Source organism: Mycolicibacterium sp. TUM20985 (assembly GCF_030295745.1).
Taxonomy (GTDB): domain Bacteria; phylum Actinomycetota; class Actinomycetes; order Mycobacteriales; family Mycobacteriaceae; genus Mycobacterium.
In genome coordinates, this window is the sequence record NZ_AP027291.1 from 803,285 (window position 1) to 826,913 (window position 23,629).

Sequence of the window (23,629 nt, forward strand, 5' to 3'; positions counted from 1 at the left end):
GTCCTTGCCAGGCCTGCGCTTCGAAGGTTATGGTTCGAATCACCACAGTCGGACAGCTGTCCAGAAGATGAACGGGAGTTCGCCATGGCGCTACTGGGTGACCGCGAGAGTCGGCTCCTGATCGACGGCAAACTCGTCGCGGGAAGCGGCGGTACCTTCCCCACGGCCAACCCGGCCACCGAGGAGGTGCTCGGCGTGGCCGCCGATGCCACAGCCGACGATATGAGCTCGGCGATCGGCGCAGCCCGGACGGCGTTCGACGACGGCGACTGGGCCACCAACGTCGAATTGCGGGTGCGCTGTATCCGCCAACTGCAGCAGGCGATGCGCGATCATGTCGAGGAGTTGCGGGAGCTGACGATCGCCGAGGTGGGCGCACCGCGGATGCTGACGTCGGGAGCCCAGCTCGAAGGGCCGGTCGAGGATCTGAGCTTCTGCGCCGACACTGCGGAGTCGTTCCAGTGGACCACCGACCTCGGCGTCGCGTCGCCCATGGGCATGAAGTCGCACCGGACGATCGCCAGGGAGGCCATCGGCGTGGTCGGCGCCATCACCCCGTGGAACTTCCCGCACCAGATCAACCTCGCGAAGATCGGGCCGGCACTGGCAGCGGGAAATACGTTGGTGCTCAAGCCCGCACCGGATACTCCGTGGGCGGCCGCGGTGCTGGGCGAGCTGATCACCGAGCACACCGACTTCCCGGCGGGTGTGATCAACATCGTCACCTCCAGCGACCATGGCGTCGGTGCCCTCCTGTCGAAGGACCCGCGTGTCGACATGGTGTCGTTCACCGGCTCGACGAACACCGGCCGTGCCGTGATGTCCGATGCCGCCGCCACACTCAAGAAGGTATTCCTCGAGCTCGGCGGCAAGTCGGCGTTCCTGGTGCTCGACGACGCGGATCTCGCTGGCGCATGCGCGATGTCAGCGTTCACCGCGTCGATGCACGCCGGACAGGGCTGCGCGATCACCACGCGACTGGTGGTGCCGCGGGCCCGCTACGACGAGGCGGTCGAGGCAGCGGCGGGCACGATGGCCGGTCTCAAGCCGGGCGATCCGAACGATCCGGGGACCATCTGCGGCCCGGTCATCTCCGCGCGACAGCGCGACCGCATCCAGGGCTATCTGGATTCGGCGATCGCCGAGGGCGGCCGGTTCGCCTGCGGCGGTGGCAGTCCCGCCGATCGCGACACCGGGTTCTTCATCGAGCCGACGGTCATCGCGGGTCTGGACAACAGCGCCAAGGTAGCGCGCGAGGAGATCTTCGGTCCGGTGCTGACCGTGATCGCCCACGACGGCGATGACGATGCGGTGCGCATCGCCAACGACTCGCCGTATGGCCTGTCGGGCACCGTCTTCAGTGGTGACGACGAGCGCGCCGCGGGAATCGCGGCCCGCCTGCGCGTCGGCACGGTCAACGTCAATGGTGGCGTCTGGTACTCGGCGGACATGCCGTTCGGCGGCTACAAGCAGTCCGGCATCGGCCGCGAGATGGGGCGTGCGGGCTTCGAGGAATACCTCGAGACCAAGGCCATTGCGACTGGGGTTTGATTCGCCGAACGGCCAGTTATCGCACGGAATTGCCCGCCAAGCGTGCAACAAGTGGCCACTCGGAACTAGGAAGGAATGCACATGGGGCTCTACGGAGATCATTTCAAGGACAAGGTGGCCATTGTCACCGGTTCCGGTGGCGGCATCGGCCAGGTGTACGCGGAGGCGCTGGCGCGTGAGGGTGCCGCAGTGGTGGTGGCCGACATCAACGTCGAGGGCGCTCAGAAGGTGGCCGACGGCATCAAGGGCGAGGGCGGCAATGCGCTGGCCCTGCGGGTGGACGTCAGCGAACCCGACTCCGCGAAGGACATGGCGGCACAGACCCTTTCGGAGTTTGGCGGGATCGACTACCTGGTCAACAACGCGGCGATCTTCGGTGGCATGAAACTCGACTTCCTGGTCACCGTCGACTGGGACTACTACAAGAAGTTCATGAGCGTGAACATGGACGGCGCACTGGTCTGCACCCGCGCCGTCTACCGCAAGATGGCCAAGCGCGGCGGCGGTGCGATCGTCAACCAGTCCTCGACCGCGGCGTGGCTCTACTCCAACTTCTACGGGCTGGCCAAGGTCGGCATCAACGGTCTGACACAGCAGCTGGCGACCGAACTCGGTGGGCAGAACATCCGGGTGAACGCGATCGCACCCGGCCCCATCGACACCGAGGCCAACCGGACCACCACACCCCAGGAGATGGTGGCCGACATGGTCAAGGGGATCCCGTTGGCACGCATGGGACAGCCCGAGGATCTGGTCGGCATGTGCCTCTTCCTGCTCTCGGATCAGGCCAAGTGGATCACCGGCCAGATCTTCAACGTCGACGGCGGACAGATCATCCGCTGATGAGCGCTTGCGCGAAGAGGAGACTGCGCTGATGAGCGCTTGCGCGAAGAGGAGACGGTTGTGAGTCTCACGCTGGGGTACATCGGGCTGGGCAACATGGGTGCGCCCATGGCCAAGCGGCTCGTCGAGTGGCCCGGCGGGGTCACCGTGTTCGACGTGCGCGCCGAGGCCATGACGCCGCTGGCGGAGGTGGGCGCGTCACTGGCCGACGACATCGCCGACGTCGCCAAGGCCGACATCATCTGCGTCACCGTCCTCAACGACGCGCAGGTGCGCGAGGTGGTCGGGGAGCTAGCGACCCACGCCAAGCCCGGCACCGTGATCGCCATTCACTCCACGATCAGTCCCGAGACGGCGATTGAACTCGCGAACGAGCTGCGTCCGAGGGACATTCACATCGCCGACGCGCCGGTGTCCGGTGGCGGTGGAGCCGCCGACAAGGGTGAGCTGGCCGTGATGGTCGGCGCGGACCGCGAGGTGTACGAACGAATCAAGCCCGCGTTCAAGCAGTTCGCCTCAATGGTGATCCACGCCGGCGAGCCGGGTGCGGGCACGCGAATGAAGTTGGCTCGCAACATGTTGACGTTCACCGGCTATGCGGCGGCCTGCGAGGCCATGAAACTTGCGGAGGCCGCCGGCATCGACCTTGCGCAACTCGGTCGGGTGGTGCGCCACACCGATGCGCTGACCGGTGGACCGGGAGCAATCATGGTGCGCGAGGACATGGAGCCACTGACGCCCGACCATTGGCTCTACGGCGCGTTCACCCATACCCGCGGGTTGGGCGAGAAGGACCTGAGCCTCGCGCTCGGGTTGGGTGAGTCGGTGCAGGTGGACCTGCCGTTGGCCGAGCTCGCGCTGAAGAACCTTGCAACGGGGCTCGGCGTGCCGCATCCCGCCTCGAGCACGAAGGAGTAGTCATGGACGAGTTGCGCCGCAAGGGCCTCGACAAGATGAACGAGGTATACGGCTGGGAGATGCCGGACATGCCGGGTGAGTACTTCGCCCTGACCGCCGATCACCTCTTCGGGACCATCTGGAGCAGGCCCGGACTGTCCATGCGCGACAAGCGGATCATGACGCTCACCGTCGTGACCGCGCTCGGCATCTCCGACCTGGCGGAGATCCAGGCCAACGCGGCGCTGCACAACGAGGAGCTGACGCCCGATGAGCTCAAGGAGATGGCGATCTTCCTCACCCACTATCTGGGTTTTCCGCTGGGCTCGAAACTGGATGGCGTGGTGACCAAGGTGGTTGGCAAGCGCAAGAAGGCTGCGGAGAAGGGCGCTGGCGAGGACAAGAAGGGGAATGTCAACGCCGCGTTGAACATGCACTCGGGGGGGTCGCTCGATGACGAGTAGGTATGCCACGCTGTCGCGTGACGAGCTGGCGACCCTGGTCCCCGAACTACTTCTCATCGGGCAGTTGATCGACCGCTCCGGAATGGCGCACTGCATCAGCGCGTGGGGCCGTGACGAGATGTTGCAGATCGCCATCGAGGAGTGGGCGGCCTCCAGCCCGCTCTACACCAGGCGGATGCAGAAGGCGCTGAAGTACGAGGGTATCGACATCTTCACTCTCTTCAAGGGTCTGCAGCTCGACATCGGTGCCCCACCGCAGTTCATGGACTTTCGGTACACAGTGCACGATCGCTGGCACGGTGAATTCCACCTCGACCACTGTGGGGCGCTGCTCGACGTGGAGCCGATGGGCGATGACTACGTCCACGGCATGTGCCACGACATCGAGGACCCGACGTTCGACGCCACTGCCCTGGCCACCAACCGCAAGGCTCAGGTCCGCCCGATCCACCGCCCGCCGCGGGTGCCGTCCGGCCGGACTCCCCACTGCGCGTGGACCGTGATCATCGACGAGTCCTATCCGGACGTGCCGTTCATCCCGGCGATGGACGTCGTCGGCGCCAGTCTCGCATACGCGTGTGAACTCGATCCGATCGATTCGAATGACGAAGGAGCGAGCGACTATTCGGGCGAGCTGCTGGCCGACGTCGATTTCGGTGCGTTCTCGCATTCGGCCCTGGTCCGGATCGCCGACGAGGTATGCCTGCAGATGCACCTCCTGGTGCTGTCGTTCACCCTCGCGGTCAGAGCCCGCGCGAACGGCGATGTGGCACTTGAGGAGTCGATCCGCACCAAGCAACTTATCGGAATCGCCGGGGTGGCTGCCGAGCGGATCCACCGGGCGCTGTCGCTGCCCGGCGGAGTCGAGGGTGCGTTGCGGGTCCTCGAGTTGCACCCGCTGCTGAACCCGGCGGCCTACGTATCCGCCGACGTCGGCGACGGCTCGGTGCGCGTGCACCCGTCGCCCGCCCATCGGGACGGGGCGTGGATATCGCTGGTGTCTCCGGTGGTGGACACGCCGTTGCAGGCCATCGTGCAGGCAGTCGATCCGCACTTGCGCGCGGAGGTGTCCGGTACCGAGACGGACTGGAGCGTACGGGTGATCGAAACTGATACGGCGGCAAAGGTTCTCGGTGAGGTGGCGGTGACGAAGTTCTCCGGGGGCGCGTCGTGGGTGTTCGAGAACCGGAAGTCGTTGCCGCTTACGGTCGTCTGATCGCGCCGCCGACCCAGCGTCTCAGATAGTCACGCAGGTCCTGGCCCGTCCGCGGTGGCCGGCCGGGATCGATGACGAAAGACTGGATGATCCTCAGCAAGTGTTCGGCGAGTTCGTCGAGTTCGCCCTCGGAGAACCCGTCACCCGTCCAGTCGACGTCGAACCGCCGCAACATCCCGTTCGCGAACTGCATGGCGACGTCGGAGGTCACCGAGGCGGTGTGCTCGTCGGCGCGGCCTGGGGCCAGCAGCAGGCCCAGGTGCTTGTCCTTCGGCAGCCACTCGAGCGCGGTGGCGATGCCTTCGGTGACGGCGTCCACCGGATCGGTGAGACCGCGCAGATGCTCGGCGAGCCGCTCGAGGAAGTCGTCTGCGGCGTGCACGGCCGCAGCGACCAGGAGGGCCTCGGTGCTGGGGTAGTAGCGGTAGACGGTCTGGCGCGTCACGCCGAGGGTACGGGCGACATCGGCGATGCTGAACTCGGCGCCGCGCTCGTCGATGGCCCGGCTGGCAGCGTCGAGGATGCGCGCCACGGCCTCGTCGTTCGTGGCGGGCGTCGATCCCGCCCAGCCGTGAGTGCGCACACCAGAGATGGTAGCCGGGACCGTGGGTCAGCCCCGGTAGGAGACCGCCAACTGCTTGACGCCGTTGATCCAGCCGGAGCGAAGTCGTTGCGGCTCGGCAACTTTGGCGATGTCCGGGATTTGATCGGCAAGCTCGTTGAAGATCAGCTTGATCTCCATCCGGGCCAGGTTGGCGCCTATGCAATAGTGCGCGCCGTTTCCTCCGAAGGCCAAGTGCGGGTTGGGGTCTCTGGTGATGTCGAACTCGAAGGGCCGGTCGAAGACGGCGTCGTCGAAGTTGGCGGAGCTGTAGAACAGGCCCGCGCGCTGGCCTTCCTTGATCGTCACGTCGCCGAAGTCGACGTCGGTCAACGCGGTGCGCTGGAAGCAATGCACGGGTGTGGCCCATCGGACGATCTCGTCGACCGCCGTCGCCGGCCGTTCCCGCCTGAAGAGCTCCCACTGGTCGGGGTTGTCGAAGAACGCGTTCATGCCGTGCGTGATGGCGTTGCGGGTGGTCTCATTGCCTGCCACGGCCAGCAGGATGATGAAGAACGCGAATTCGACATCACTGAGCGGTTCTCCCGTCTCACCGGCCTCTCCTGGTACCTCGGCCTGGATCAGGCGGGTGATGATGTCGTCGGCCGGGCAGCGCCTGCGCTCCTCGGCCATGGTGTACGCGTAGCCCATCAGCTCCGCGTTGGCGAGCGTCGGGTCGGAGTCGAAGTCCGGATCATCTGTGTTCATGATGCAGTTCGTCCAGTGGAAGAGCTTGTCGCGGTCAGACTCCGGCACACCGATGAGGTCGGCGATCGCCAGCAGCGGTAGTCGGGTCGCGACGTCGCCGACGAAGTCCCCGCTCTCCTTCTCGGCCGCGGCGGCCACGATGTCGCGCGCCGCCACCGCGAGCTTCTCCTCGAGTGCGGCCACGGATCGGGGCGTGAATAGCCGCGAGACGATCTTGCGCAACCGGGTGTGCTCGGCACCGTCGTGATTGATCAGCAGCGCCTTGGTCAGCTCCAGCTGCTCACCGGTGACCCCGTCGGGCAGCCGCATCACCGCGCCCTTGCGGTTGGTCGACCAGTCTTCGCCGTTGCGCGAGATCGCCTTGATGTCCTCGTGGCGGCTGATCACCCAGTAGCCGCCGTCGTCGAATATCGACGTCTGCTGCTCGTTCCACCACACCGGCGCGGTCTTGCGCAGCTCTGCGAACTCGGTGACGGGAATGCCCTGCAGGAGCACGTCGGGGTCGGTGAAGTCGTACCCCGAAGGGAGGAAGGGGCAGGCGCTCGACATGGTTCTGACCATACATCAAAGCCATAGGTGTATGCCCATGGAAGGGGATTAGGGTATCGACCGTGCGCGTCCTCGTAATCGGATCCGGTGCCCGTGAACATGCGCTGCTGCTCGCGCTCCGCCGAGACCGCGAGGTCGACGCCCTCGCCGTGGCCCCAGGCAACGCGGGAACGGCGGCGATCGCCGAGCAGCACGACGTCGACGTCACTGCCGCCGACGAGGTCGTCAAACTGGCCAAGCGGTTCGCCGCCGACCTCGTCGTCATCGGGCCCGAGGTGCCGCTGGTGCTGGGCGTCGCCGATGCCGTTCGGGCGGCGGGGATCGCCTGCTTCGGGCCGTCCAAGGAGGCCGCCCGAATCGAAGGTGCCAAGTCCTTCGCCAAGGACGTGATGGACGCGGCGGGCGTCCGCACCGCGCGCAGCGAGATCGTCGACAACCCGGCCCGACTGGACGCCGCGCTGGACCGGTTCGGTCCCGCAGCGGGTGAACCCGCATGGGTGGTGAAGGACGACGGTCTCGCGGCGGGCAAGGGCGTAGTGGTGACGGCCGACCGCGAGGCCGCCCGCGCGCACGCGGCCAGCCTGCTCGACGCTGGGCATCCCGTGCTGCTCGAGTCATTCCTCGACGGCCCCGAGGTGTCACTGTTCTGCGTCGTCGACGGCGAGACGGTGGTACCGCTGCTACCTGCGCAGGACTTCAAGCGTGTCGGCGACGGGGATACCGGGCCCAACACCGGCGGGATGGGCGCCTACGCGCCGCTGTCCTGGCTGCCCGAACACGTGATGACGTCGATCGTGGACGATGTCGTGAAACCCGTTGCCGCCGAACTCGTCAAGCGCGGGTGCCCCTTTAGCGGGCTGCTCTACGCCGGCTTGGCGATCACGTCTCGCGGGCCCGCGGTGGTCGAATTCAATTGCCGCTTCGGCGATCCCGAAACCCAAGCCGTGCTGGCGCTGTTGGAGAGCCCGCTCGGGCAACTGTTGCACGCCGCCGCCACGGGTCAGTTGGCCGCTCAGCCCGAGCTGAGGTGGAGTGACGGCGCCGCGGTGACCGTCGTACTGGCCGCCGAGAACTATCCGGGACGGCCGCGCGTCGGCGATGTCATCGTCGGGTCGGAGGTGTCCGGAGTGCTGCATGCGGGCACCGCCCGCCGCGACGACGGCGCCGTCACCTCCTCCGGTGGCCGGGTGCTCTCCGTGGTGGGCACCGGCGCCGACCTCGGTGCCGCGCGACAAGCCGCCTATGCAGTAATCGCAGGAATTCGCCTGCCGGGCAGCCACTTTCGTACCGACATCGGCCTTGCTGCAGCTGAAGGTCGGATTAGCCTCGGCTAGGCGACCAGAAGCGGTGCCAGCCAGGCGATCTCGGCGGGGAGCTGCGAGCTCCAGAAGGCACCGTCGTGCCCGCCGGGGGAGAAGCCGCCCGCAGGCGGTGTGGGCAGCTGCGCGATGAACTGCTTCGTCGCGGCGGAGAACGGGTCGCCGTTGCCGCAGTCGATCCTGATGGGAATGGAGCCCAGGTTAGGCAAGCCCCACACGCTGTTGGCGGCGTAGTCATCCGCGCCGTCGAACGCGCCCGGCGCCGTCGCGCCCGACGACGTCCACAGTGCAGGGCTCACCGCGCAGATCGCCGCCGTCCGCGCGGGGCCCAGCCTGGAGCCCAGCAGCAGTGCGCCGTAACCACCCATCGACCAGCCGAGGAAACCCACCCGCGACGTGTCCAAACCCTGTCCGCCCAGCATCGGAATCAGCTCGTCGAGGACCATCGCGCCCGAGTCCTCACCCGAAGTCCGGGAGTGCCAGTAGCTACCCCCGCCGTCGACGGCCACGACTGCGAAGGGCGGGATGCCCGCCGCGACGGCCTGGGCGAGTCCCTGTTCGACCCCTCCGGCCATCACGCCGGCAGCATCCTGACCCTTGCCGTGCAGGGCGATCACCGGCCGCAGGGGACCGGTCTGTCCCGGCGGCCGGGCGATGGCCCAGTTGGTCGTCACGCCGCCGCGCGCCGCGGAGACGAACGAACCGCTGACGTAGGTAGGTGCGGGCTCCACCGGCGCTAGCGGTGCCATCGGCGCCAGCGGCGCGCCGATTCCCGTCATTGCGACGGGCGGCCGGGAAACGGACGGATGGCTGAGCGCGGAGCCGAGGGCATGCGCGCCTGCGGCACCCGCGGCGGCGCCGATGCCGAGTCGCAGGATCGTGCGACGGCTCAGGTCTGCCATGCGCGTCATCATGCCACCCGCCGCCGGAACGCCCACCAAGCGCCGGTGCACCACAGCGCCCAGATGACCAACAGTGGTTGGAAGAGCAAGCGGACGCCCCGAGACACGTCGGAGTCGAGACCGAATGCCGAGCTGTGCGTGACGAATTGCGAGATGTTGCCGGGGAAGACGAGGACGAAGAAGGCCGCGAGGATCCAGCCGACCTGCACCCGTCGACGTCGCACGAGCAGGACGGCGGCGCCGAGGACGAGCTCCACCACACCCGACGCGACGACGACGAAGGTGGCGTTCAGCGGCAGCCACGGCGGCACCTGAGCGTAGAAGGCGTTGCGCGCGAACGTCAGATGGCTGACGCCGGCGAAAATTATTGCAGCGCCCAAGATCAGCCGCGCGATGACGCGAGGGACGGATGTGTCGGCTGGGTTCTTCGTCGAGTCGTTTACTTGCTTGACCTTTCCGTCAAACGCCTGGCAGTTGGCCGAAAGCCCCATGCCGTGGTGCGGTTGCTGGCAGCATGCAAGGCGTGACTGCAGCGGTCACCCCCAAGGGTGAGAGACGACGGTACGCGCTGGTCAGCGCGGCCGCCGATCTGCTGTGCGAAGGCGGCTTCGATGCCGTCCGACACCGCGCAGTCGCCCGCCGGGCCGGACTGCCGCTGGCGTCGACCACCTACTACTTCTCGTCGCTCGACGACCTCGTCGAGCGAGCCGTCGAGTACGTCGGCAACCGTGAGGCTCAGGTGTTGGACACCCGCGTCGCCGCCCTCTCGCGTCGTCGGCGCGGCGCCGAGTCCACGGCCGACGTCCTGGTCGATCTGTTGGTCGGCGACGGACCGGGCACCCGGGTCTCCGAGCAGTTGATCTCCCGCTACGAGCGCTACATCGCGTGCGCACGCCAGCCGGGCCTCCGCGACGTCCAACGCCGCATCATGAAACAACGAACCCAGGCCGTCGTCGAAGTCGTGGAACGGTCCGGTCGATCGGTCCGCGCAGAGCTGATGACGGCGTTGGTGTGCGCGGTCGACGGCGCGGTCGTGGCCTCCCTCGTCGGAGTCGGTGACGGGCCAAGGGCTGCGGCACGCGCGACGCTCGTCGACGTGATCGACGTGCTCGCCCCCTTCGGCTGACTACGTTCGATGCCATGAAGCTCACCGAGGTACTGGACGCCGTCCTCGACCGTTCGGTCCTGCTCGGATACACCAGGATCGGGTCGAACGTGCGCAGGGCCTGGTGGCCGGCCGACCCGGCCGCGGGGGCGCTGGCCGGTAAGCGCGTCGTCGTCACCGGGGCCACCGCCGGACTCGGCGAGGCAATGGCCGAATCCTTCGCCAGGCTTGGCGCGACCGTGCACTTGCTCGGCCGCAACCCGCAGAAGGTCACCCGCTCGGCCGGGTCGATCCGCGGTCGGGTGCCCGGTGCCGTCGTCATCGAGGAGGTCTGTGACGTCGGGGATCTCGATGCCGTGCGCGCGTGGACCGATGACCTGTCGGGACGCATCGACGCCCTGCACGGCCTGGTGCACAACGCCGGGATGATGCCCAAGCAACGCGCCGAGACACCCCAGGGGCACGAGCTGCAACTCGCCTGTCACGTGCTCGGCCCGCATGTGATGACCGAACGACTCCTCCCCCTGCTGCGCAACGCGGGCGGGTCGTCGGTCGTGTTCGTCTCCTCGGGCGGCATGTACAGCGCGCGGCTGTCCGCCGACGACATGGAGTCGACCCGCGGCGAGTACGACGGCGTCCGCGTCTACGCCAAGACCAAGCGCATGCAGGTGGTCCTCGCCGACGCGTGGGCCGAGCGCTCATCAGGCAGCGACGTCCGCGTCGAGAGCATGCATCCCGGCTGGGCGCAGACCCCCGGGGTCGCCGAGGCCCTCCCGACCTTCCAGAAGCTCACCGGTCCGCTCCTGCGAGACGCGCGCGACGGCGGGGACACCGCCGTATGGCTCGTCGCGACCCGCCCCCCGTCACGCCCGCCGCACTTCTGGCACGACCGGGCGCAGCGCCCGACGACGGTCGGGTGGCAGCGTTCGGAGGACCCCGCGACCGTCGCGCGGTTCCTCGACCAGGTCTCCGCGATGACCGACACGTCGCGCAGCTGGGCCGTCTCGCGTGCTTGAACATCGCAGGTAATGGTTACTCCCTGCCCACAGCGGACTACCAGGGGAGGCGCCATGGCTCAGGCAGCAGTCGAAGAGCAGCCCGCACTCAAGCGGGTGATGGGCCCCGGTCTGCTGCTCCTGTTCATCATCGGCGACATCCTGGGCACCGGGGTGTACGCGCTGACCGGAGACGTCGCCGCGGAGGTGGGCGGGGCCGCCTGGCTGCCCTTCCTGGTGGCTTTCCTTATCGCCATGGTCACCGCGTTCAGCTATTTGGAGCTGGTCACCAAGTACCCGCAGGCGGCCGGTGCGGCGCTGTACGCCCACAAGGCGTTCGGCATCCACTTCGTCACGTTCCTGGTGGCCTTCATCGTGATGTGTTCCGGCATCACCTCGGCGGCCACCGCGTCTCGCTTCTTTGCGTCCAACTTCTTCAAGGGCTTCGGGTTCGATTGGGGGACAGTGGGAATCGTCGCCATCGCGCTGCTGTTCATGGTCATGGTGGCCGTGATCAACCTGCGCGGCGTCGGCGAGAGCGTCAAGCTGAACGTGGTGCTGACCATCGTCGAGATCACCGGCCTGATGCTGGTCATCTTCGTCGGCTTCTGGGCGTTCACCCAGGGTGGTGACGTCGACTTCTCCCGCGTCATCGCCTTTGACACCGCCGACGACAAGAACGCCTTCCTCGCCGTGACGACGGCGACGTCGCTGGCCTTCTTCGCGATGGTCGGCTTCGAGGACTCGGTCAACATGGCCGAGGAGACCAAGGACCCGGTGAAGATCTTCCCCAAGATGCTGCTCACCGGACTCGGCATCGCCGGCGTCGTGTACATCGTCGTGGCCATCATCGCGGTCGCGCTCGTTCCGGTGGGCACGCTCGAGGCCAGCGAGACCCCGCTCGTGGAGGTCGTCAAGGCAGGTGCGCCCGGCTTGCCCATCGAGAAGATCCTGCCGTTCATCTCCATGTTCGCCGTCGCCAACACCGCGCTGATCAACATGCTGATGGCCAGTCGGCTGCTCTACGGCATGGCCAAACAGCACGTGCTGCCGCCCGTGCTCGGCACGGTGCACCCGTCGCGCCGGACCCCGTGGGTGGCCATCGTGTTCACCACCGCGATCGCGTTCGGGCTGATCCTGTACGTCACCGCGTTCGCCGGAGATTCGGCCATCTCGACCCTCGGCGGCACCACGTCGCTTCTCCTGCTGGCGGTGTTCGCGGTGGTCAACATCGCGGTGCTGGTGCTGCGGAAGGACGTGCAGGCGGAGGGAGCGCACTTCAAGACGCCGACCTGGTTGCCGTGGGTGGGTTTCGCGACGTCGGCGTACTTGGTGCTGCCATTCTCCGGCCGGCCACTCCAGCAGTACGTGCTGGCGATCGCCCTCGTCATCCTCGGCATCGTTCTATTCGGGATCACGTTGGCGATCAACCGGGCCCTCGGAATCCGCGGACCCGGGATCACCGACGTCGAGAAGCTCGACGCCGAGCCCTAGTGCCCCGAGTCGTTGAGTTGGCTGGTTCGTCGATTGTGATGGCTACGGACGAACTTCGGCGGCGGGCCATCCAAGGGGCACACAGTCGAGGTGTGCGCCACCGTGCGGATTGGGGAGCGACTCGAGCTCCTAATCCGTGAGCTTCTCCAGCCGCGCCCGTAGCTGATCGACCCGATGGGCATTGCCCGTCAGGCCGACGAAGCGGTCGCCGAAACGGGCGAGCAGCGCGTCGTCGAGTCGGCGCACGGCGCCCGCGGGGTAGCGGTAGTCCATCTTCTCGTTGACCGCGTCGGTGTCGAAGGCGCTGAGCAACTCGTCGAGTTCGTCGAGCGAATCGATGCCGAGCTCCAACAGCAAGCCCGAGATCCACGCGTAGTGCTCGGTGCGCGACCAGCCCGCGTCGGGAAAGCGGTTGCCGAGATAGGTGGCGAGCACCGGGGTGCCGATGCGCGGATCGTTGGACTGCTCGGAGCTCTGCGCGGGCGGCGAACTCTTCAACCGTTCCCGGATCGCGGAGAATTCGCGGTCGGCCAGCTCCAGTAGCCCCGCCGCGAGGGTGAACCGCCGGTCCAGATCGGGCGCGTCCTCCTCGGGGATGGACCCCTTGTAGCGGATGTCGTGCTCGAACTCCGCCCACGCGTGCTGCAGGACCGTCCGCACCTGGATGGACGCCGGCTGTTGTTCCCCTTCCACCGCCACCAGGAGATGCCGGCTCGCGTAACCCCATCTGCCTTCGCGCGCCGTCTCCTGGCCCATGTCGCGATCGTCGAGGAGCTGCATCTCCTCAGCGAGCAGTTCGGCGACGGTGGTGACGTCGTCGCGGAGGAACGTGATGATCCGCAACCCGACCTGGTCGGTGATCTCCGAGAGGGGGTCGGTGTAGAGCCGTCGGCCGTCGACGCTGCGGTCCGCCTTCTCCGCGAAGGACGCCACGCTCTTGGTCCTGGCCGTGACGTTGAGGTAGTTGATGCCCGCCTCGTCGAGCAGCGTCGTGACCAGCGCGAGGTAGCGGTCGGTGGCTCCGAGCAGCGCGGGTCGACGCGCCGCGAACTCCGCTATCGCGTCACGCACCGCACCGGGCGTCGGCTCGGGAGGTGCGGGCAACAGGTCGGGCGGCAGGGTTGGTGTGATGGTGGCGCCGGTCTCGGCGTCGCCGTAGACCGTGACGTCGTCGGGTCGGCGGGTGGCGAACAGGGCGACGTATGCGCAGATGACGGCGTCGATCGGGTCCTCGGCGCGACGCAGCTCGCTCTTGCGCTCGGCGGTCTCCACCGACTGCCGCAGCTCGGCCCAGCCGTCGTGCTCGGCGACGCGCAACGGAGGCGTCGCCTGCGCCAACGTCTCGATCAGGTCCATCAACCTCAGCAGCTCGGAGCGCAGCTGGGCGAAGCTGCGACCGGGTTTGGACTTGTACTTGAGCGTGCGGCCCAGCCGGAACAGGGCGATGGTCGCCGGATGCGGATAGACCTCGATGGCCCGTCGCGGTGACGCGGAGAACGGTTCGATGTCGAGGTCCAGCGCGGCGGCGAGCCTGGCCGCACGCGGCGTGCCAGAGAACTCCGGCTTGCCGGTGTTGGTGGGATGCGCCCCCGCCTCGAACTTCGCGAAGTCGCGGTTGAGGGCCGCCTCGCTGGGCCGCTGCCCGGTCGGGTTGTTGACGACCAGCGGCGCGTCGAAGGCCACCAGGCAATCGCCCTCGACGTATGGGGCGACCGCCGCCCTGACGCTCGTGTCGTCCTGCGCGACGCCGACGTACGACAGCTTGCCTGCGTCGTCGACAACGGCGACACCCGTGGGCTTGCGTTCACCCCAGGCGAGGTCCAGGCCGACGAAGTGCACGGGTCTACTGTGCCTCATTCGCACGAGTGCGCTCAGTAGGCTGTGCGTTCGTGAGCAATACCGTGCCTATCCCAAATGTCCTGGCCAATCGGTACGCCAGCGCGGAGATGGTGGCCATCTGGTCACCCGAGGCGAAGATCGTGGCCGAGCGGCGATTGTGGATCGCCGTCCTGCGCGCGCAGAACGAGTTGGGCATCCCGGTGCCCGACGGCGTGATCGCCGACTACGAGCGGGTTCTGGAGCAGGTCGACCTCGCCTCCATCAACGACCGCGAGCGGGTCACCCGGCACGACGTCAAGGCGCGCATCGAGGAGTTCAACGCACTCGCCGGACACGAGCACGTGCACAAGGGCATGACGAGCCGGGACCTCACGGAGAACGTCGAGCAACTGCAGATCCGCCGCTCCTTGCAATTGGTGCACGCGCACGGCGTCGCGGTCGTCGCCCGGCTGGCCGAACGCGCCGACCTGTACCGCGATCTGGTGATGGCGGGGCGTTCGCACAACGTGGCCGCACAGGCGACGACGCTCGGCAAGAGGTTCGCCTCGGCGGCCGAGGAGATGCTCGTCGCGCTGACGCGGCTCTCGGAGCTGATCGACCGTTATCCGCTGCGCGGCATCAAGGGACCCATGGGTACCGCGCAGGACATGCTCGACCTGTTCGACGGCGATGTCGGTCGACTGGCGGAACTCGAGCGCCTCATCGCAGACTTCCTTGGCTTCGCAGACGTCTTCACCAGCGTCGGCCAGGTATACCCGCGGTCGATGGACCATGACGTGGTGTCCTCGCTGGTGCAACTGGGGGCGGCGCCGTCGTCGCTGGCACACACGATCCGACTCATGGCGGGCAACGAACTCGTGACCGAGGGGTTCGCGCCGGGGCAGGTCGGCTCATCGGCAATGCCGCACAAGATGAACAGCCGGTCATGCGAGCGGGTGAACGGTCTGCAGGTCGTGCTGCGCGGTTACGCCTCGATGGCCGCCGAACTGGCTGGTGCGCAATGGAATGAGGGTGACGTCTTCTGCTCGGTAGTGCGTCGCGTGGCGCTACCCGACGCGTTCTTCGCGCTCGACGGACAGATCGAGACGTTCCTGACCGTGCTCGACGAGTTCGGTGCCTACCCAGCCGTCATCCAGCGCGAGCTCGACCGCTACCTGCCGTTCTTGGCGACCACGCGCATCCTGATCGCGGCGGTGCGGGCCGGCGTCGGCCGCGAGACGGCGCACGAGGTCATCAAGGAGCACGCGGTCGCGGTCGCACTGGCGATGCGTGAGAAGGGTTCGGAGCCGGACCTTCTCGACCGACTCGCCGCCGATCCGCGCCTGCCGCTGGACCGCGCCGCACTGGACGCGGCGCTCGCGGACAAGGCGGCGTTCACCGGGGCGGCGGGTGCCCAGGTCGACGCGGTGGTCGCCGCGGTCGAAGAATTGGTGAGCAGGTATCCCGATGCGGCGAAGTACATTTCGGACGCAATCCTGTGAGCTTGGCGGCGGTGGACTTCACCGACCTGGACAACTTCGCGGCGGGCTTCCCGCACGAGCTGTTCGCGGTGCACCGTCGCGAGGCGCCGGTCTACTGGCACGAACCCACCGAGCACACCCCCGACGGCGAAGGGTTCTGGTCGGTCGCCACCTATGCGGGATGTCTTGCCGTGCTGCGTGATCCGTCGTGCTTCTCATCGGTGACGGGCGGCTCGCGACCATTCGGTGGAACGCTGCTGCAGGATCTATCGATCGCGGGCCAGGTGCTCAACATGATGGACGACCCACGGCATTCGCAGATCCGGCGGCTGGTCAGCTCCGGACTCACGCCGAGGATGATCCGACTGGTCGAGGACGATCTGCGATCGCGGACCCGGGTAATGCTGGACGCGGTGGAGCCCGGCGTACCATTCGACTTCCTCGTCGACGTGGCGGCGGAGCTACCGATGCAGATGACCTGCATCCTGTTGGGAGTGCCGGAGTCGGAACGGCATTGGCTCTTCGAGGCGATCGAGCCGCAGTTCGATCTGGGTCGCCCGGCGAGCGCGGAGGACGCGGCGCGGATGTACGCCTACGGGACGTCGCTGATTGCGGCCAAGCGCGCGTCGCCGACCGACGACATGTTGTCCGTCGTGGCGAATGCCCCCGACGCCGACCTCTCCGATCTCGAGCTGTACCTCTTCTTCAGCCTGCTGTTCAGTGCCGGCGCGGAGACCACGCGCAACTCGATCGCAGGTGGAGTGCTGGCGCTGATCGACCATCCGGACGCGCTGTCGTCGTTGCGCGCGGATCCCTCCGGGCTGCCCGTCGCGATCGAGGAGATGGTGCGGTGGACGTCGCCGTCGCCCTCGAAGCGGCGCACCGCCACGCGCGCGGTGGAACTGGGCGGCTGTGCGATCGAGGCGGGGCAGAAGGTGCAGATCTGGGAGGGTTCGGCGAACCGCGACGAGGCGGCCTTCGCCGATGCCGGGGTGTTCGACGTCGCCCGCAAACCCAATGCGCACTTGGGTTTTGGCCAAGGCGTGCACTACTGCCTGGGCGCCAACCTGGCCCGGCTCGAGCTGCGGGTGCTGTTCGAGGAGATGCTGGGGCGGTTCTCTACTGTCGCGTTGGTGAAGCCCGTCGAGTGGACCAGGAGCAACCGGCATACGGGTATCCGACACATGGTGGTCTCCCTCACCTAACCCCCTCCGCGATTTGTGCACCCGCGCCCGCGCGCACCGCGGGTCACGGTGCACAGATCGCGCGTTCTATCTCTGCGATGACCCGCTCCGGATACTCGGTGAGGTCGAGCCAGGTGAATCTGAGGACCTGATAGCCCGCCAGTGCAAGCGCGTTCTGCTTCTTGCGGTCGCGCTGAAACGCCTCAGGATCGCTGTGGAAGGCGAATCCGTCGATCTCGACGATGACCTTCGCGTCGCGGAACAGGATGTCCACCTCGTAGCCTGCGACGTGCTGGTTGGACTTCCAGCCGGTGATCCCAGCGGCTCTGAGCAGGCGGATCACCAGGCGTTCGGCTTCGGATCGGGCGCCGTCATCCGCGGCCTGAAGCAGTCGGCGCGCGGCCGGAGCGCCATGTCTGCCCTTGTTTCGCAGATGCGCCGTCCAAAGCGTGGGTAGTTCGGTGTGGCGTTGGAGCGCCTGATCCAGCAGCTGCGGCCCCCCGCCCGGCCTGACCGCTGCCTCGAGCACCGTGAGCGGCAGGGTAGTTACCCGAAGCCCTCGACGCTCGGTCACGTCGGCGTGCGACAAATCGCGCCGACGCAGCCGCAGACCTGGACGTTGGATGTGATTGCTCACTCGCGGCACGGTCACCTCGACGATCTTGGGCGCATACTTCGTCAGCTCGATCCACCACGCGGCCGCGAGACCGCTGGCCGCGGCCCGCTCACCGTTACTCCAGACGGCGGCGCGGATGCGTGCGGCATCAGTGAACGGCCGGTCGTCGACGAAGAAGACACCCCGCGCGCAGCGTCGCCAGTGACCCGACTGGACCCGCCTTTCGATCGCGTCCTGGCCAAGACCTGCCTCCCGCGCCTGGACACCGGTGATGACGCCGTCGTGGCGGCGAAGGAGATCATCGAGCACCTTGAATTGACGCCAATTCGTGCGAACGGGTTCCCGCCAGGGGGATTTGTGCACGAGCACCCGCGGCAGGCGCGGCCGCGCGTGCACAAATCGCCTACTTGCGGCGGATGCCCGATGACCGGAGCTCGAGGTTGGCCAGCCCGCGGATAGCGATCGCGTCTTCCCGGCGCCAGGCCCCGACGGGATCGATGCTGACGGCTGCGAGCTTGGCCAGCGGCCGGTTCGCCAGCGCCCGGAGCGCCAACAGCTCCTCACCCGCCGGGGTCGCGGCGAGCGTGATCGCCGTCCACTTGCGACGGAAGAACCGGATCCGCAACACCAGCCACGGCAGCGCCACGAAGAGGATCGGCGGGGCGGCGACGGCCAGGCCCAGCACGACCGCCAGCCACGTTGCAGTGGTGTCCAGACTTTGGCCCGCTCCCGCGATGTCGAGAGCGGCGCGGCTCGCGGCCCGCAACGGCTTGGCCAACTCGTCGCCGATCAGCGGGAAGTCATCGGTGCTGTCACCCGCGGAGTTCAGATTGGCCGACACGCCGGTCGCGCCGTCGTTCACCTGCCTGCCCACCTCGGCGATCGTGCTCACCGCCGAGTGCACCGCCAGCCCGACGAATACCCATACGGTGGTCCACAGGACGACGACGACGTCACTGGTCAACTGGGCGAGCAGCCGACCAGGTGTGGTGGCATACGGCACGTAGCGTGAGCTCATGGGTGTGATCCCAGCACAGATGGACCGATAGTCTGGCCCGATGCGCCCAGCTCTGACCGACTACGAACATCTGGCCAGCGGCAAGGTTCGTGAGCTCTATCGCATCGACGCCGATCACCTGCTGTTCGTCGCCAGCGATCGCATCTCCGCGTACGACTTCATCCTCGACAGCGAGATACCCGACAAGGGCCGCATCCTCACGGCGATGAGCGTCTTCTTCTTCGATTATCTGGACGCGCCGAATCACCTGGCCGGCCCCGCCGACGACGAACGGATCCCCGAAGACGTCCTGGGACGGGCGCTGGTGGTCAAACGACTGGAGATGATGCCCGTCGAATGCGTCGCGCGCGGGTACCTCACCGGGTCCGGGATCATCGACTACCGCGCGACCGGCCGGGTGTGTGGCATCGAGCTTCCCGACGGTCTGACCGAGGCCAGCAAGTTCACCCGACCGCTGTTCACGCCCGCCACCAAGGCCGAACTGGGCGAGCACGACGAGAACGTCAGCTTCGATGCCGTCGTCGAGGTGGTCGGCGCCGAGCGGGCCGCCCAGTTGCGGGACCTGACGTTGGAGATCTACGCCCAGGCGGCGGAGCATGCACTCGGCAAGGGAATCATCATCGCCGACACCAAGTTCGAGTTCGGGGTCGACGAGAACGGCGACATGGTGCTCGCCGACGAGGTGTTCACCCCCGACTCGTCTCGATACTGGCGCGCCGACGCCTACCAGGAGGGTGTCGTGCAGCCCAGTTTCGACAAGCAGTTCGTCCGCAACTGGTTGACCGGAGCCGAGTCGGGCTGGGACCGCCACGGTGCCGTACCGCCGCCGGCGCTGCCGCCCGACATCGTCGAAGCCACCAGGGCCCGCTACATCGAAGCGTACGAACGCATTTCCGGATTGAAGTTCGCCGACTGGATCGGAGCCAAATGACCGGCACCCCGCCAATTGCCAAGCGTGTCGACCATCGTCGCGAACACCACGGCGACGTCTTCATCGACCCGTACGAATGGCTTCGGACGAAGTCCGATCCGGAGGTGCTCTCCTACCTCGAGGCGGAGAACGCCTACGCCGAGCAGCAGGCCGAGCACCTGGCACCGTTGCGGCAGAAGATCTTCGACGAGATCAAGGCGCGCACCAAGGAGACCGACCTCTCGGTGCCGACCCGCCGCGGTGAGTGGTGGTACTACGGGCGCAGCGTCGAAGGCAAGCAGTACGGTATCCATTGCCGTTGTCCCGTCGACGATCCCGCTGACTGGGTGCCGCCCCAGCTCGACGAGAACACCGACGTCGCCGGCGAGCAGGTACTGCTCGACGAGAACCTCGAGGCCGAAGGACACGACTTCTTCTCCCTCGGTGCGGCGTCGATCAGCATCGACGGGCACACCCTGGCCTACTCCGTGGACGTCATCGGTGACGAGCGGTACACGTTGCGCTTCAAGGACTTGCGCACCGGCGAGCTGTACGAGGACACCATTCCCGACATCAGTTCGGGGGTCACGTGGGCGGCCGACGATCGCACCGTCTACTACACGACCGTCGACGACGCCTGGCGCCCCGACACCGTCTGGCGCCACCGGCTCGGCGCCGGAGTGCCGGACACCACGGTGTATCGCGAACCCGACGAACGCTTCTGGGTCGCGGTGGGCCGGACGCGCAGCGACAAGTACGTCTGCATCGCGTCGGGCAGTTCGGTGACGTCCGAGATGTTCTATGGCGATGCCGCCGACGGAGAGACCGAGTTCGTCTCGATTCTGCCGCGCCGCGACGGCGTCGAGTACTCGGTCGAACACGCGGTCGTCGGTGGCGAGGATCGATGGCTGATCCTGCACAACGACGGGGCCGAGAACTTCACCCTCGTCGAGGCGCCAGTCAGCGACCCGACCGCCTTCACTACGCTGATCGAGCACCGCGCGGACGTTCGGCTGGATGCGGTCGACGCGTTCGCCAATCAGCTCGTCGTCAGCTATCGAAGTGAGGCGCTTCCCCGAATTCAGCTGTGGCCCATCACTGATGGCGGAGGCTACGGAGGTGCTGAGGAGATCACCTTCGAGACGGAGCTGACCTCATCGGGGCTGTCGGGAAACCCGAACTGGTCGGCGCCCGTACTGCGCGTGGCCACCACGTCCTTCGTCGTACCCGTGCGCATCTACGACATCGACCTCGCCACCGGGGAGCGCACCATGTTGCGCGAGCAGACGGTGCTCGGTGACTACCGCCCCGAGGAGTACGTCGAACGGCGGGACTGGGCGCCCGCGCCCGACGGAACACGGATTCCGGTGTCCATCATTCACCGTGCAGGACTGCAGTTTCCAGCGCCTACGCTGCTGTACGGGTACGGCGCCTACGAGTCCTGCGAGGACCCGAGGTTCTCCATCGCCCGGCTGTCGCTCCTGGACCGAGGCATGGTCTTCGTCATCGCCCACGTCCGCGGCGGCGGCGAGATGGGCAGACCCTGGTACGAGCAGGGCAAGATGATGCAGAAGATGAACTCCTTCACCGACTTCATCTCGGTGGGAGCACATTTGGTGGGCACCGACGTCACACGACCAGAGAACCTGGTGGCGATGGGCGGCAGTGCCGGTGGTCTGCTGATGGGTGCGGTCGCAAACATGGCGCCCGACCTGTTCGCGGGGATCCTCGCCCAGGTGCCGTTCGTCGACGCGCTCACCACGATCCTCGACCCGTCGTTGCCGCTGACCGTCACCGAGTGGGACGAGTGGGGCAATCCGCTGGAGAGCGAAGAGGTCTACCAGTACATGAAGTCGTACACGCCCTACGAGAACGTCGATGCCAAGGAATATCCGGCCATCCTGGCCATGACGTCGCTCAACGACACGCGGGTGTACTACGTCGAGCCGGCGAAATGGGTTGCTGCGCTGCGTCATAGCAAGACCGACGACCGTCCGGTGCTCCTGAAGACGGAGATGAGCGCCGGTCACGGGGGAATCAGCGGACGCTACGAACGCTGGAAGGAAGCGGCGTTCATGTACGCCTGGGTGCTCGCCACCGCCGACCCCGAGCACCACGGCAGCGGTCAGGTGGACCACCTCCGCTAGGGCGTCACGCGGTACCGTCACCGCTATGAATCAGTCCTTGACCGACATCGCCCTGACGACCCTCTCCGGCGAGGCCACGACGCTGGCGGACTATGCGGACCGCGCCGTGCTGGTCGTCAACGTCGCGTCGAAGTGCGGGCTGACACCCCAGTACGGTGCGTTGGAGAAGCTGGCGGATACCTACGGCGACCGCGGGCTGACGGTCATCGGCGTGCCCTGCAACCAGTTCATGGGCCAGGAGCCGGGCACCGCCGAGGAGATCCAGACGTTCTGCTCCACCACCTACGGCGTGACGTTCCCGCTGATGGCCAAGGCGGACGTCAACGGTGCCGACCGGCATCCGCTCTACGCGGAGCTGACCAAGGCGGCCGATGCCGACGGTGAATCGGGTGACGTGCAGTGGAACTTCGAGAAGTTCCTGCTGGCCCCGGGTGGCGAGATAGTGCGTAGGTTCCGCCCGGCGACCGAGCCCGATGCGCCCGAGGTGATCAGCGCCATCGAAGCCGTCCTGCCCAGGTAACGGGTTCCTCCGTGGACGATGCCGAAAGGGCTCGCCTCAGCACCGACGTGTTCGGCCTCTTCGCGCGGATCGTCCACCGCACTGCCCATGATGCCGCAGCCATTCTGCGGGCCGACGGCCTGAATCCTGCCAGTTCCAACTGCTTCGCGCCGTGGGCGACCGACCTGGGCTCACTCAGGCGGGGCTGGTCGCGCAGCGGGGCGTCACCCCCGGTGGGGTCTCGCAGTTGGTGTCCAAGCTCGCCGGCGAAGGCCCGGTGTCGGAGGGTCGGCCAGCGAAACTAACCGGAGCTGCGTTGACCGCCGCCGCCACCGCGACGGCGCTGGTGGCGGCGGCGACGTCGCAAGGGGGCTCCGGAACGCCCGTGACCCGCACCTACCTCGCCACGGTCGCGTGGGCACTCGGTGGCATCTTCGCGGGCCAGCGACGACGCTCGCCTGCGGTCGCCGCCACCGCGGTGGCCGGTCTGCTCGCCGTGGGAGGTGCACTCGGCACCGGTGGCCGATTCGTCACCTCCCACGCACGCTGACGACACCTTCTGCACACCTGGCGTTGCCATACTGAGTCGCGTGGTTGGGGAACTGATCGTCTCGATCTCCGGGATCAAGGACCGCACGCTGGCCGACGTCGACGCGTTCCGCGGCGAGCTCGCCTCGCGCGGCGTACCCGCGTCGTTCCTGGTGGCACCCCGACTCAAGGGCGGTTACCGGCTCGATCGGGACGCCCCGACCGTGGAGTGGTTGACCCGTCGTCGCGCAGTGGGTGACGCCATCGTCCTGCACGGCTACGACGAGGCGGCGACGAAGAAGCGACGCGGTGAGTTCGCCACGCTGCAGGCGCACGAAGCCAACCTGCGGCTGATGGGTGCCGACCGGGTCCTCGAGCACCTCGGTCTGCGTACGCGGTTGTTCGCCGCGCCGGGCTGGACGGTCTCGCAGGGTACCGTCATGGCGTTGCCGTGCAAGGGTTTTCGCGTCGTCGCCGAGTTGGCCGGCATTACCGACCTGGTACGCGGGACGACGACGCGCGCCAGGGTCGTTGGCATCGGCGAAGGTTTCCTCACCGAATCGTGGTGGTGCCGCACGGTGGTCCTCTCGGCGGAACGCATCGCCCGGCGGGAGGGCACCGTCCGGGTGGCCGTGGCCGCCGCACAGTTGCGACGGTCGGGTCCGCGCCAGGCGATGCTCGACGCCATCGACCTCGCTCTGCACCATCGGTGCGCACCCGCCGTATATCGGTGGGAGCCCAGACCTGCACGTACGGATGTGACGGACGCCGCCTGAGCCTCGAG

23 protein-coding genes are annotated in these 23,629 nt (G+C 67.3%); 16 read left to right on the forward strand and 7 right to left on the reverse strand.

The features are described from left to right. Positions 1-84 precede the first annotated feature (84 nt). The 5 genes from QUE68_RS03875 (at position 85) to QUE68_RS03895 (ending at position 4,971) form a co-directional block, all read left to right on the forward strand. Entirely contained in the window at positions 85-1,551 is a 1,467-nt protein-coding gene (locus QUE68_RS03875) for an aldehyde dehydrogenase (RefSeq protein WP_286275171.1), read from the forward strand. A gap of 81 nt (positions 1,552-1,632) precedes the next feature. Further along, on the forward strand, positions 1,633-2,394 hold the full coding sequence (locus QUE68_RS03880; protein WP_286275172.1) for an SDR family oxidoreductase: 762 nt from the start codon (positions 1,633-1,635) through the stop codon (positions 2,392-2,394). Between the two features lie 96 nt (positions 2,395-2,490). Beyond that, positions 2,491-3,312: an NAD(P)-dependent oxidoreductase gene (locus tag QUE68_RS03885; protein WP_286275736.1), complete on the forward strand. Its 822-nt coding sequence runs from the start codon at positions 2,491-2,493 to the stop codon at positions 3,310-3,312. A 2-nt stretch (positions 3,313-3,314) separates the two neighbouring features. Continuing rightward, a complete protein-coding gene (locus QUE68_RS03890; RefSeq protein ID WP_286275173.1) occupies positions 3,315-3,755 on the forward strand; it encodes a carboxymuconolactone decarboxylase family protein in 441 nt (146 codons plus the stop codon). After that, entirely contained in the window at positions 3,745-4,971 is a 1,227-nt protein-coding gene (locus QUE68_RS03895; protein ID WP_286275174.1) for a hypothetical protein, read from the forward strand. The genes QUE68_RS03890 and QUE68_RS03895 overlap by 11 nt, the downstream gene beginning before the upstream one ends. On the opposite strand, the gene QUE68_RS03900 is transcribed toward QUE68_RS03895, so the two are convergent. Further along, on the reverse strand, positions 4,958-5,554 hold the full coding sequence (locus tag QUE68_RS03900) for a TetR/AcrR family transcriptional regulator (RefSeq protein WP_286275175.1): 597 nt from the start codon (positions 5,552-5,554) through the stop codon (positions 4,958-4,960). The genes QUE68_RS03895 and QUE68_RS03900 overlap by 14 nt on opposite strands. A 27-nt stretch (positions 5,555-5,581) precedes the next feature. Further along, entirely contained in the window at positions 5,582-6,829 is a 1,248-nt protein-coding gene (locus tag QUE68_RS03905; RefSeq protein WP_286275176.1) for a cytochrome P450, read from the reverse strand. A gap of 62 nt (positions 6,830-6,891) precedes the next feature. On the opposite strand from QUE68_RS03905, the gene purD reads away from it, so the two are divergent. Beyond that, positions 6,892-8,163, forward strand: coding sequence for a phosphoribosylamine--glycine ligase (gene purD, locus QUE68_RS03910; protein WP_286275177.1), 1,272 nt, complete (start codon positions 6,892-6,894; stop codon positions 8,161-8,163). Here purD and QUE68_RS03915 read toward each other — a convergent pair. Beyond that, positions 8,160-9,062, reverse strand: a complete 903-nt coding sequence (locus QUE68_RS03915; RefSeq protein ID WP_284232668.1) for an alpha/beta hydrolase — start codon at positions 9,060-9,062, stop codon at positions 8,160-8,162. The two genes, purD and QUE68_RS03915, sit on opposite strands and share 4 nt — an antisense overlap. Beyond that, on the reverse strand, positions 9,059-9,430 hold the full coding sequence (locus tag QUE68_RS03920; protein ID WP_353507024.1) for a DoxX family protein: 372 nt from the start codon (positions 9,428-9,430) through the stop codon (positions 9,059-9,061). The genes QUE68_RS03915 and QUE68_RS03920 overlap by 4 nt, the downstream gene beginning before the upstream one ends. A 134-nt stretch (positions 9,431-9,564) precedes the next feature. On the opposite strand from QUE68_RS03920, the gene QUE68_RS03925 reads away from it, so the two are divergent. The 3 genes from QUE68_RS03925 to QUE68_RS03935 are packed head-to-tail and all read left to right on the forward strand — an operon-like array spanning position 9,565 to position 12,644. Beyond that, entirely contained in the window at positions 9,565-10,176 is a 612-nt protein-coding gene (locus QUE68_RS03925) for a TetR/AcrR family transcriptional regulator (protein WP_284232671.1), read from the forward strand. Positions 10,177-10,190: 14 nt separating this feature from the next. After that, on the forward strand, positions 10,191-11,171 hold the full coding sequence (locus QUE68_RS03930; protein ID WP_284232672.1) for an SDR family NAD(P)-dependent oxidoreductase: 981 nt from the start codon (positions 10,191-10,193) through the stop codon (positions 11,169-11,171). 54 nt (positions 11,172-11,225) lie between these two features. Further along, positions 11,226-12,644 (forward strand): APC family permease, encoded by a 1,419-nt coding sequence (locus tag QUE68_RS03935; RefSeq protein ID WP_284224663.1) that lies wholly within the window; start codon positions 11,226-11,228, stop codon positions 12,642-12,644. Positions 12,645-12,773: 129 nt separating this feature from the next. Here the strand turns inward: QUE68_RS03935 and relZ are convergent, their stop codons facing one another. Next, positions 12,774-14,483 (reverse strand): bifunctional ribonuclease/(p)ppGpp synthase, encoded by a 1,710-nt coding sequence (relZ, locus tag QUE68_RS03940; protein WP_286275179.1) that lies wholly within the window; start codon positions 14,481-14,483, stop codon positions 12,774-12,776. Positions 14,484-14,545: 62 nt separating this feature from the next. Here relZ and purB point away from each other — a divergent pair, with 62 nt between their 5' ends. Together purB and QUE68_RS03950 are read left to right on the forward strand one after the other, a co-directional pair. Continuing rightward, on the forward strand, positions 14,546-15,964 hold the full coding sequence (gene purB / locus QUE68_RS03945; RefSeq protein ID WP_286275737.1) for an adenylosuccinate lyase: 1,419 nt from the start codon (positions 14,546-14,548) through the stop codon (positions 15,962-15,964). Continuing rightward, positions 15,961-17,148, forward strand: a complete 1,188-nt coding sequence (locus QUE68_RS03950) for a cytochrome P450 (RefSeq protein ID WP_455012749.1) — start codon at positions 15,961-15,963, stop codon at positions 17,146-17,148. Before purB ends, QUE68_RS03950 begins: the two co-directional genes overlap by 4 nt. Before the next feature lie 43 nt (positions 17,149-17,191). Here the strand turns inward: QUE68_RS03950 and QUE68_RS03955 are convergent, their stop codons facing one another. Both QUE68_RS03955 and QUE68_RS03960 read right to left on the reverse strand, forming a co-directional pair. Then, complete coding sequence (locus tag QUE68_RS03955) at positions 17,192-18,052, reverse strand: type IV toxin-antitoxin system AbiEi family antitoxin domain-containing protein (RefSeq protein WP_284224665.1); 861 nt, start codon at positions 18,050-18,052, stop codon at positions 17,192-17,194. 94 nt (positions 18,053-18,146) lie between these two features. Further along, positions 18,147-18,761 (reverse strand): hypothetical protein, encoded by a 615-nt coding sequence (locus QUE68_RS03960; RefSeq protein WP_284224666.1) that lies wholly within the window; start codon positions 18,759-18,761, stop codon positions 18,147-18,149. Positions 18,762-18,801: 40 nt separating this feature from the next. Between QUE68_RS03960 and QUE68_RS03965 the strand changes: the two genes are divergently transcribed. From QUE68_RS03965 to QUE68_RS03985, 5 genes are all read left to right on the forward strand, one after another. Beyond that, positions 18,802-19,692 (forward strand): phosphoribosylaminoimidazolesuccinocarboxamide synthase, encoded by an 891-nt coding sequence (locus QUE68_RS03965; protein ID WP_284224667.1) that lies wholly within the window; start codon positions 18,802-18,804, stop codon positions 19,690-19,692. After that, a complete protein-coding gene (locus tag QUE68_RS03970; protein ID WP_284224668.1) occupies positions 19,689-21,818 on the forward strand; it encodes a S9 family peptidase in 2,130 nt (709 codons plus the stop codon). The genes QUE68_RS03965 and QUE68_RS03970 overlap by 4 nt, the downstream gene beginning before the upstream one ends. 25 nt (positions 21,819-21,843) lie before the next feature. Further along, the gene (locus QUE68_RS03975; protein ID WP_284224669.1) at positions 21,844-22,338 is read left to right on the forward strand and encodes a glutathione peroxidase; all 495 of its coding nucleotides are present in this window, start codon (positions 21,844-21,846) and stop codon (positions 22,336-22,338) included. 151 nt (positions 22,339-22,489) lie between these two features. Further along, positions 22,490-22,867 carry a hypothetical protein gene (locus QUE68_RS03980; protein WP_286275181.1) on the forward strand — a complete coding sequence of 126 codons (378 nt, stop codon included), beginning with the start codon at positions 22,490-22,492 and terminating at the stop codon, positions 22,865-22,867. A 40-nt stretch (positions 22,868-22,907) separates the two neighbouring features. Further along, positions 22,908-23,621, forward strand: coding sequence for a DUF2334 domain-containing protein (locus QUE68_RS03985; protein ID WP_284224670.1), 714 nt, complete (start codon positions 22,908-22,910; stop codon positions 23,619-23,621). Positions 23,622-23,629 lie beyond the last annotated feature (8 nt).

What these genes read in the sequence shown, in the direction of transcription:
- QUE68_RS03930 (WP_284232672.1), top strand. Translation starts at nt 10,191, where the DNA reads ATGAAGCTCACCGAGGTACTGGACGCCGTCCTCGACCGTTCGGTCCTG.
- QUE68_RS03970 (WP_284224668.1), top strand. Translation starts at nt 19,689, where the DNA reads ATGACCGGCACCCCGCCAATTGCCAAGCGTGTCGACCATCGTCGCGAA.
- QUE68_RS03875 (WP_286275171.1), top strand. Translation starts at nt 85, where the DNA reads ATGGCGCTACTGGGTGACCGCGAGAGTCGGCTCCTGATCGACGGCAAA.
- QUE68_RS03925 (WP_284232671.1), top strand. Translation starts at nt 9,565, where the DNA reads ATGCAAGGCGTGACTGCAGCGGTCACCCCCAAGGGTGAGAGACGACGG.
- QUE68_RS03915 (WP_284232668.1), bottom strand. Translation starts at nt 9,062, where the DNA reads ATGATGACGCGCATGGCAGACCTGAGCCGTCGCACGATCCTGCGACTC.
- QUE68_RS03965 (WP_284224667.1), top strand. Translation starts at nt 18,802, where the DNA reads ATGCGCCCAGCTCTGACCGACTACGAACATCTGGCCAGCGGCAAGGTT.
- QUE68_RS03960 (WP_284224666.1), bottom strand. Translation starts at nt 18,761, where the DNA reads ATGAGCTCACGCTACGTGCCGTATGCCACCACACCTGGTCGGCTGCTC.
- QUE68_RS03905 (WP_286275176.1), bottom strand. Translation starts at nt 6,829, where the DNA reads ATGTCGAGCGCCTGCCCCTTCCTCCCTTCGGGGTACGACTTCACCGAC.
- QUE68_RS03890 (WP_286275173.1), top strand. Translation starts at nt 3,315, where the DNA reads ATGGACGAGTTGCGCCGCAAGGGCCTCGACAAGATGAACGAGGTATAC.
- QUE68_RS03885 (WP_286275736.1), top strand. Translation starts at nt 2,491, where the DNA reads ATGGGTGCGCCCATGGCCAAGCGGCTCGTCGAGTGGCCCGGCGGGGTC.
- QUE68_RS03935 (WP_284224663.1), top strand. Translation starts at nt 11,226, where the DNA reads ATGGCTCAGGCAGCAGTCGAAGAGCAGCCCGCACTCAAGCGGGTGATG.
- QUE68_RS03975 (WP_284224669.1), top strand. Translation starts at nt 21,844, where the DNA reads ATGAATCAGTCCTTGACCGACATCGCCCTGACGACCCTCTCCGGCGAG.
- QUE68_RS03895 (WP_286275174.1), top strand. Translation starts at nt 3,745, where the DNA reads ATGACGAGTAGGTATGCCACGCTGTCGCGTGACGAGCTGGCGACCCTG.
- QUE68_RS03880 (WP_286275172.1), top strand. Translation starts at nt 1,633, where the DNA reads ATGGGGCTCTACGGAGATCATTTCAAGGACAAGGTGGCCATTGTCACC.